At 40.8% G+C, this 6591-nt stretch carries 6 protein-coding genes; 5 read left to right on the forward strand and 1 reads right to left on the reverse strand.

The window, feature by feature from the left end; all coding sequences use genetic code 11:
• Positions 1-1092: an AAA family ATPase gene (locus tag D7V20_RS11985; RefSeq protein ID WP_120384489.1), complete on the reverse strand. Its 1092-nt coding sequence runs from the start codon at positions 1090-1092 to the stop codon at positions 1-3.
• Positions 1093-1314: 222 nt separating this feature from the next.
• On the opposite strand from D7V20_RS11985, the gene D7V20_RS11990 reads away from it, so the two are divergent.
• The 5 genes from D7V20_RS11990 to D7V20_RS12010 form a co-directional block, all read left to right on the forward strand.
• Positions 1315-2790, forward strand: a complete 1476-nt coding sequence (locus D7V20_RS11990; protein WP_120384495.1) for an EcsC family protein — start codon at positions 1315-1317, stop codon at positions 2788-2790.
• Positions 2791-2937: 147 nt separating this feature from the next.
• On the forward strand, positions 2938-3312 hold the full coding sequence (rpsL, locus tag D7V20_RS11995) for a 30S ribosomal protein S12 (protein WP_002050319.1): 375 nt from the start codon (positions 2938-2940) through the stop codon (positions 3310-3312).
• Positions 3313-3488: 176 nt separating this feature from the next.
• Positions 3489-3959 (forward strand): 30S ribosomal protein S7, encoded by a 471-nt coding sequence (rpsG, locus tag D7V20_RS12000; protein ID WP_004655203.1) that lies wholly within the window; start codon positions 3489-3491, stop codon positions 3957-3959.
• A 190-nt stretch (positions 3960-4149) separates the two neighbouring features.
• On the forward strand, positions 4150-6285 hold the full coding sequence (fusA, locus tag D7V20_RS12005) for an elongation factor G (RefSeq protein WP_120384490.1): 2136 nt from the start codon (positions 4150-4152) through the stop codon (positions 6283-6285).
• A 93-nt stretch (positions 6286-6378) separates the two neighbouring features.
• Positions 6379-6591 (forward strand): GTP-binding protein (locus tag D7V20_RS12010; protein WP_227515670.1); only part of this gene is annotated, 213 nt, incomplete at its 3' end.

Genomic DNA, 6591 nt, shown 5'->3' on the forward strand with positions numbered 1-6591 from the left:
TCAGAACTCACGACTTGCATCAAAAAAAGCTTTCCAATCAGCATCTTTTCGTGCGCGTTCTTTGGCGACTGTGTCAAGATAATATCGCATGCGTTTGGCGTCATCAGGATTATCTTTAAAAACCACGCCAATCAACTGTTGCGCAATATGATCTGCTTTTAATTTGCCATCACTTAAATAAATCGCTTGTAGACTCGCTGCATGTGCAATATTGACAGCTTCGGCTGTAGACATGACTGCATCAGGTGTTTTTAAGCTTGCACCTTGTAAGCTTTGCCCCGTTCTGAATTCATTAAATACCGTGACTAAAAGTTCGATCACCTCAGGGCGAACTTGGACTTCACTATATAAGTCAGCAAGTTGTTGTTTTAGCTGTAATCCGACCAATTCAACCTCAAACTGACGATCACGGATTGGCTTGACTGTTTCAAAGTTAAAACGACGTTTGAGGGCTGCAGACATTTCATGTACGCCACGATCTCTTAAGTTGGCTGTGGCAATAATGTTAAAGCCTTGCATTGCCTGCAAACTAAAGTCTTGTCCCATTTCAGGAATCATCATTTGCTTTTCAGAAAGTAAAGAGACCAGTACATCTTGAATTTCAGGTGGACAACGGGTGATTTCTTCAAAGCGTGCCAGTTGTCCATTCTTCATGGCGTGGAATAAAGGCGAGGGGATTAAGGATTTATCTGTCGGGCCTTCCGATAAAAGCAAAGCATAATTCCATGAGTATTTAATATGGTCTTCTGTTGTACCAGCTGTACCTTGGATGGTGAGTTGAGAGTTTGCTGAAATTGCAGCACTAAATAACTCGGATAACATTGATTTTGCAGTACCTGGCTCACCTACAAGCATCAGGCCTTGATTTCCCATCAACGTCACCAATGCACGATCAACCAGTGCATCATCACCATAAAATTTCTTTTGGATTTCTAATTGAGCATCACCTAAAATAAAGGTACGTACTGCATAAGCAGAAAGCTGCCATCCAGCAGGTTTCTTATGCTTATCTTGTGCTTTTAAGCGTGAAAGTTCTGCTTGATATTTTTGTTCAGAAGTTTGTTTTATCTGTGTACGAATATTTTCTATCATTTTAAATAAATTCAAAAAACTAAAATCTAAATTTATCTTAGTGAATAAAAATACAAATGCAAAGTGAGTATTTACGCTGCTGCGACAAATTGTGTCACAAAGAACTACAGTAAATGGTTTAAATTTTTACTTCTTTAACGAATCAAAACAGATTACAGTGGATAACCAGTGCAACAATACCGATTATCTTGTAAAGAAATATAAATGGGTGAGCAAAAGATTATGTCTGATACGAATAATAAACAACGTGGTGGTTTGATCTCTAACGCTTTAGGTATGGCGAAAAAGCTCGGTGAAACAGGTTTTGAAATGATCAATCATGTTGCACCAGGTTCGGTAAGCAAGTTGGTGCAAAATCCTCAAGATGAAAAAGTGATTCAAGGCTTTGCCAAAGAGAAAACTGCATTTGAATCGAAAAAATATGAGAATCCTCAACAAATGATGCGTGAGCATTTACCCAATGTCACAGGTAAGTTGTTAGGGAGGCATTATAAAAAGATTAACAATGTTGCTGCCTTTATTTCTCCCGATTTGAACGATAAATTATCAGATTATCTTTTTGATAAATTGAATGATTTTGTTTCCGAGTGGAGTTCAGCAGAAGCCTTATTAAAAGAAGTTGGTGCAAAGAATTTAGCTGAATTGGCCAAAGATCCTGCTCGGTCAAAACGAATTAGCACCGCAATTGCCAATCAAAATAAAATTATTGCTGCGATCCAAGGCACATTAACAGGTGCTGTGGGAGGGGTAGGGGCTCTGATTGATGTTCCAACTTCTCTTGCACTCGCTTTAAGAAGTATTTATCAAACAGGTCGAGCACATGGTTTTGAGTTAAATATTCAAGATCAAGCAGTCGTTGAATATATTTTCAAGCAAATTGATTTAGGCTCAGTTGCAGAAAAACAAGCTTTGATGGCGGCAATTCGTACATTGACGAGCGTGATGGAAACCCACAATGTGACTCAGTTACAACAACTTTTAGGTTCTAGTAATGATACTGAGTTACTTAAAAAGTGGATCGCCAATGATGATGGTTCATTTAAATTAAATTGGATGAATAACCTACCACACTTGGGTTTACTTTCTCGTTTAACGCCATTGGCAACCATGGGAATAAGTGCAGTTTACAGTTGGAAGTTGGTTGAAGATGCAACTGATCAAGCTGAAGTTGTTTTTTCAGGTGCACAAAATTATTTATTACAACATTCGAATGCACAAATAAGCGCATTAGAAGCTTATGAGAAGTCTGTAGAATTGTTATCTCAAGCCAGCCCTTTATTGTTAAATGAAACTCTTGAGCAAGGGCATCATCAAAAGCCTCATGCAGAGCTGAGTTCAATGGGTGAATCAGTACAAACAGCGACTGAGAATGACAGCATTAAACAAGTCGAAGTGAAAGTAAAAGCACCAGCAACTGAACAAAAGTTAGAAATTGAACAAGAAGTTCAGCAAGGTATTCAGTCACTTGCAGATACGCATGTGCAAGAAAAGGCCGACGTGAAACCAATACCAGCCAAGCCTCGTCGTACTGCTCCCAAAAAGACGGCGCCGACAGCAACACAGCCTGAAGCGAAAAATCAAGTTACAGCAAAAACTGTAACAAAAAAGCGTACACCTGCAAAACCTAAGGCGGCGACAGCAAAAACAGAAAAACCAAATGATGAAGCGATTGATAAATCAGGAAATAATACGGACTAGAGTGATTAAAAACTTGAGTTGAAAATTGGAGTGGTCAATATTTGACGCCATGTTGAATGTTGACCATTTTTACTTCTTGGCTTACAATTGCATGCCCTCAAAAAGTGGTACTTTTTTGAGGCTTTTTATTAACGGGAGAATTGCCATATGGCAACAACAAATCAGTTGATCCGTAAGGGTCGTACGACTTTGGTTGAAAAATCAAAAGTTCCTGCGTTAAAGGCTTGTCCACAACGCCGTGGTGTTTGTACACGTGTTTATACAACTACACCTAAAAAACCTAACTCAGCAATGCGTAAAGTTTGCCGTGTTCGCTTAACTTCAGGCTTTGAAGTTTCAAGCTATATCGGTGGTGAAGGTCATAACCTACAAGAGCACAGTGTTGTTCTTATCCGTGGTGGTCGTGTTAAAGACTTACCGGGTGTACGTTACCATACCGTTCGTGGTTCTTTGGACTGTGCTGGTGTTAAAGATCGTAACCAGTCTCGTTCAAAATACGGTACTAAACGTCCTAAGAAATAATTCGTTAAGAATTAGTTTTTAGACTGTAGACCGCAATCCTTTATCGTCTCGCTTGTCTGATTTCTGCATTTATTTTGTGAAATTCAAGCGACGTGTAGTAAGGCCAGTGAATAGCACACGACACTTTGTGCTCATGCTGGATAAACCTGAAGTGTCATATTTATAGGTAGTTTAAAATGCCAAGACGTCGCGTAGTCGCTGCTCGTGAAATCCTTCCGGATCCGAAGTTCAGTAGCCAAACAATCGCTAAATTCATGAACCACGTAATGCAAGATGGTAAAAAATCGATTGCAGAAAGTATCGTTTACGGTGCTTTAGATCGCGTTCAAGAAAAAAACAAAGTAGACCCAGTTGAATTTTTCGAGACTACTCTTGAAAAAGTTCGTCCTATGGTTGAAGTAAAAGCACGCCGTGTTGGTGGTGCTACTTATCAAGTACCTATGGAAGTGCGCCCATCCCGTCGTACTGCCTTAGCTATGCGTTGGTTAGTAGATGCTGCTGCTAAGCGTTCTGAAAAAACTATGGCTTTACGTCTTGCTGGTGAGTTGCTTGATGCAGCTGAAGGTAAAGGCGCAGCGATCAAAAAACGTGAAGATGTGCATCGTATGGCTGAAGCCAACAAAGCCTTCTCTCACTACCGCTTCTAAGCGGCTAAAACAGTCCCTAATCAGGAGAATACTCATGCGTATTGCAGCACGATTTAACATCGCCCTCTACTCTAGTGGGGGATTTGCGGGAATTTAAGTTGTCCTTAAATTCGTATTGAGTATCCGTACGCATCAATAAGTTATTGATGCGTCCTGTTTTAAACAACAAAATTTAGGAATGCAAGAAATCATGGCTCGTCAAACCCCAATTTCTCGTTATCGTAACATTGGTATTTCTGCACATATTGATGCGGGTAAAACTACAACGACTGAACGTATCTTGTTCTACACAGGTGTATCTCACAAAATTGGTGAAGTACATGATGGTGCAGCAACAATGGACTGGATGGAGCAAGAGCAAGAACGTGGTATTACAATCACTTCTGCTGCGACAACTACATTCTGGTCAGGTATGAGTAAGCAGTTCCCTGAACACCGTATCAACGTAATTGATACTCCGGGACACGTAGACTTCACAATCGAAGTTGAACGTTCTATGCGTGTTCTTGATGGTGCATGTATGGTTTACTGTGCTGTAGGTGGTGTTCAACCTCAGTCTGAAACTGTATGGCGTCAAGCGAACAAATACCAAGTACCTCGTTTAGCATTCGTGAACAAGATGGACCGTACTGGTGCAAACTTCTTCCGTGTTGTTGAACAAATGAAGACTCGTCTTGGTGCGCATCCTGTACCAGTCGTTATTCCAATTGGTGCTGAAGAAGACTTCCAAGGCGTAATCGACTTGATCGAAATGAAAGCGATCATTTGGGATGAAGCTTCACAAGGTATGAAGTTCGAATACGGTGAGATTCCTGCTGAACTTTTAGCTTCTGCTGAAGAATGGCGTACTAACATGGTTGAAGCTGCTGCTGAAGCTTCTGAAGAGTTAATGGATGAATACTTGAACAATGGCGATTTGACGAAAGAGCAAATCGTAAATGGTCTTCGTGTTCAAACTTTGGCTTGTCAAATTCAACCAATGCTTTGTGGTACAGCGTTCAAAAACAAAGGTGTTCAACGTATGTTGGATGCTGTAATTGAATTCTTACCATCGCCTACAGAAGTTAAAGCGATCGAAGGTGTACTTGACGATAAAGCTGAAACTAAAGCGATTCGTGAAGCATCTGACGAAGCGCCGTTCTCTGCGTTGGCGTTCAAAATCATGAACGACAAATTCGTAGGTAACTTGACTTTCGTACGTGTTTACTCGGGTGTTCTTAAACAAGGTGATTCTGTTTATAACCCTGTTAAATCTAAACGTGAGCGTATTGGTCGTATCGTGCAAATGCATGCAAATGACCGTCAAGACGTTGAAGAAATCCGTGCAGGCGATATCGCTGCATGTGTAGGTCTTAAAGACGTAACAACTGGTGATACTTTATGTGATGAGAAAAATATCATTACATTAGAGCGTATGGAATTCCCAGAGCCAGTAATTGCACTTGCTGTTGAGCCAAAAACTAAAGCTGACCAAGAAAAAATGTCAATCGCTTTAGGTCGTTTGGCGAAAGAAGATCCATCGTTCCGTGTTCGCACAGACGAAGAATCTGGCCAAACCATTATTGCAGGTATGGGTGAGCTTCACCTTGACATCATCGTTGACCGTATGAAGCGTGAATTCGGTGTTGAAGCGAACATTGGTAAACCAATGGTTGCTTACCGTGAGACGATCAAAAAGTCTGTTGAACAAGAAGGTAAATTCGTTCGTCAAACTGGTGGTAAAGGTAAATTCGGTCACGTATACGTACGTTTAGAACCGCTTGATCCTGAAGCTGGTAAAGAATACGAGTTCGCTGAAGAAGTTGTTGGTGGTGTTGTACCTAAAGAATTCTTTGGTGCGGTTGACAAAGGTATTCAAGAACGTATGAAGAATGGTGTATTGGCTGGTTACCCTGTTGTGGGTATCAAAGCGACATTATTCGATGGTTCTTACCATGATGTCGACTCTGACGAATTATCGTTCAAAATGGCAGGTTCTTACGCATTCCGTGATGGTTTCATGAAAGCAGATCCTATCTTGCTTGAACCGATCATGAAAGTTGAAGTAGAAACTCCAGAAGACTACATGGGCGATATCATGGGTGACTTAAACCGTCGTCGTGGTATGGTTCAAGGTATGGATGATCTTCCTGGCGGTACTAAAGCCATTCGTGCTGAAGTTCCACTTGCTGAGATGTTTGGTTACGCGACTCAAATGCGTTCTATGTCTCAAGGTCGTGCGACATACTCTATGGAATTTGCTAAATATGCTGAAACTCCACGTAACGTGGCTGAAGGCATCATTTCTAAATTCCAGTCTGGCGGTAAAAAAGGTGACGACGAGTAATCTTTCGATTACTATAAGCCCAAACTAATTCATAGTTAAAAACCAAATGCTCATGTAGCGATCCTGCATGAGTAATTTAAAAAGGAAGCTCTCATGGCTAAGGCTAAGTTTGAACGTAATAAGCCACACGTAAACGTGGGTACAATTGGTCACGTTGACCATGGTAAAACAACTTTAACTGCTGCAATTGCAACAATTTGTGCAAAAACTTACGGCGGTGAAGCGAAAGACTACGCAGCAATTGACTCTGCACCAGAAGAAAAAGCACGTGGTATTACAATTAATACTTCACACGTAGAATACGAT

Origin of the sequence: Acinetobacter rongchengensis, assembly GCF_003611475.1 — a bacterium.
Classification (GTDB): Bacteria; Pseudomonadota; Gammaproteobacteria; order Pseudomonadales; family Moraxellaceae; genus Acinetobacter; species Acinetobacter rongchengensis.